We start from the raw sequence: 2,878 nt of genomic DNA on the forward strand, positions 1-2,878 counted from the left end.
ATCGCCCGACCAGTTGCGGCAGGCGGCCGGGCGGAACCACGACGCACTGTTCGAGCTGGAATGGGATCCGGCTCCGGCAGTCGGCACGCCTGAGGCCGGTGTTTTCTGGACATGGTTCGGCGACGACCATGTACCGCATGCGGAGAGCCAACCCGAATACGTGGTGTTGCGCTGTACCGACGCCAGTTCCGGCGGACTCACCGAGCAGGTGCACGAGGCAACGGGTGAGGTCCTCGCGGCGCTCCAGGCCTGGCTGGCCGATGAGCCCTCCGCCGGTTCGTGCCTGGTGGTGCTGACGCGCAATGCGGTCGCGGGCGTCGGCGAAGACGAGCCGCTGAACTTCGCGCACTCTCCTGTATGGGGTCTGGTGCGGTCGGCGCAGACGGAGCATCCGGGCCGGTTCGTTCTCGTCGATGTCGGTGAGGGGGACGACTGGGAGGCGGTGCTGCCTGCGGCGCTGGCCACCGGTGAGCCGCAGGTCGTGGTGCGCGGTGGCCAGGTGTGGGTGCCGCGTCTTGCCCGGGTGACGGCCACGGAGGAGCCGGCCGTGCCCCCGGCCTGGAATACCGAGGGCACGGTGTTGATCACCGGGGGGACCGGGGCGCTGGGGGGTCTGCTGGCCCGTCATCTGGTGGAGGAGTACGGGGTGCGCCATCTGCTCCTGGTGAGCAGGAGCGGCGACCGGGCAGCGGGGGCGTCCGAACTGCGCGAGCACTTGGAGAAGAGCGGGGCCGACGTCTCGGTCGTGGCATGTGACGCCGCCGATCGGGAAGCGGTCGTCGAACTGGTGGCGAAGATCCCGGAAGAGCACCCGCTCACAGCCGTCGTGCATGCGGCGGGCGTCGTGGACGACGCCGTGGTCGGTTCGCTCACCCGGCAGCGGCTGGAGGCGGTGCTGCGGGCCAAGGCGGACGCGGCTGTGAATCTGCATGAGGCGACCCGCGGCCTCGACCTGACCGACTTCATTCTCTTCTCCTCCGCCGCCGGTGTCTTCGGCAACGCGGGCCAGGGCAACTACGCCGCCGCCAACACCTTCCTGGACGCCCTCGCGCAGCACCGCCGGTCCGAGGGACTTCCGGGCGTATCGCTCGCCTGGGGCCTGTGGGCTCAGAACGGAGGCATGACGGGGCAGCTGGCCGACGAGGACCTGGCCAGAATCTCCCGCCGCGGTCTGGAACCGATCACGTCCGAACAGGGACTCGCCCTGTTCGATCAGGCCCTCCGCACGGACCGGGCACAGCTGCTGCCCCTGCGGTTGAACTCGGACGTGCTGCGAGCGCAGGCAGGCTCAGGGACCCTGCCCGCCCTCCTGCGCACGCTGGTCCCCGCCCCCGTCCTCGGCATGCGGACGGCTGTCCACCCCGGCAGCGCCACCGACGGGCCGTGGTCCCTGGTACGCCGGCTCGAGAACCTGTCCGGGCCGGAGCAGGAACGCCTGGTGCTGGACCTGGTCCGTGGCCATGTGGCGACGGTACTGGGACACCCGTCGCTCCACAGCGTCAAGCCGGAACAGGCATTTGACGACCTCGGCTTCGACTCGCTGACAGCGGTGGAACTGCGCAACCGGCTCGGCGCCGCCACCGGGCTGAGCCTCCCCTCAACCCTCGTCTTCGATCACCCGTCCCCGCTCGCGCTCACCGCGTACCTGCGGGCCGAGATCAACCCGCCACACATCGACGACACAACACGGGTGCTGGCCGAGCTGGACCGGTTCGAGACCGCCCTGTTCGCCATGGACCCGGACGACGACGCCACTCTGCGGATCACCAGCCGGCTTCAGACGGTGATGGCCAAATGGGACCGGCTGCGACGGCGCGACGACACGGAAAAGCGCGCGGAGAAGCGCGCGGTGAGCCATCGGCTGGAAAACGCGACGGCGGAAGAGGTCCTCGACTTCATCGACCGCAGCCTCGGCAAGAAGGGGGACAGCTAGACATGACTAGTGACGAGAAGCTGGTCGAGTACCTCAAGTGGGTCACCGCTGATCTTCATGAGACCCGAGAACGGCTCATGGAGCTCGAGTCCGGCAGCCACGAGCCCATCGCGATCATCGCGATGAGTTGCCGTTACCCCCGTGGCGTCAGCTCCCCCGAGGATCTGTGGGAGCTTGTCGCATCCGGCACGGACGCCGTAGGCCGCTTCCCCGAAAACCGGGGCTGGGACGTCGAAGGGCTGTACGACCCGGACCCGGACCAGCGAGGAAAATCCTCCACGCGCGAGGGCGGCTTCCTCTACGACGCCGATGAGTTCGACGCCGCGTTCTTCGGCATCAGCCCACGCGAGGCGACCGCGATCGACCCGCAGCAGCGGCTGCTGCTGGAGACCTCCTGGGAGCTCTTCGAACGGGCGGGCATTGCTCCCGACTCCCTGCGCGGCACGCGAACAGGCGTCTTCGCGGGCGTGTCGTACGACGACTACGGCATGCGGACGACCCCCGGGTCCGGGGACTACGAAGGTCTGCTCGGCATCGGCAGCGCGAGCAGCGTCGCCTCCGGCCGCATCGCCTACACCTTCGGTCTCGAGGGACCGGCCGTGACAGTGGACACGGCGTGTTCGTCGTCCCTCGTGGCGCTCCACCTCGCATGCCAGTCCCTGCGCAGCGACGAGAGCACGATGGCACTCGCAGGCGGGGTCGCCCTCATGGCCTCACCATCGACCTTCGTCGAGTTCAGCCGGCAGCGGGTGTTGTCCCCGGACGGGCGGTGCAAGGCGTTCTCGGCGGACGCTGACGGTGTCGGCTGGGGCGAGGGCGCCGGGCTGATCCTGCTGGAGCGACTCTCGGATGCCCGCCGGAACGGGCATCAGGTGCTGGCAGTGGTGCGTGGCAGTGCGGTGAATCAGGACGGGGCGAGTAGTGGGCTTACGGCGCCGAATGGGC

2 protein-coding genes are annotated in these 2,878 nt (G+C 69.2%); both read left to right on the top strand.

Annotation, left to right across the window (positions count from 1 at the left end; translation table 11 throughout):
- Window positions 1-1,933 (top strand): type I polyketide synthase (locus ACWIF2_RS40480; protein WP_454366683.1); only part of this gene is annotated, 1,933 nt, incomplete at its 5' end.
- A 2-nt stretch (window positions 1,934-1,935) separates the two neighbouring features.
- A partial coding sequence (locus ACWIF2_RS40485; RefSeq protein ID WP_454366685.1) for a beta-ketoacyl synthase N-terminal-like domain-containing protein occupies window positions 1,936-2,878 on the top strand: 943 nt, incomplete at its 3' end.

Source organism: Streptomyces sp. NPDC055506, assembly GCF_053643595.1.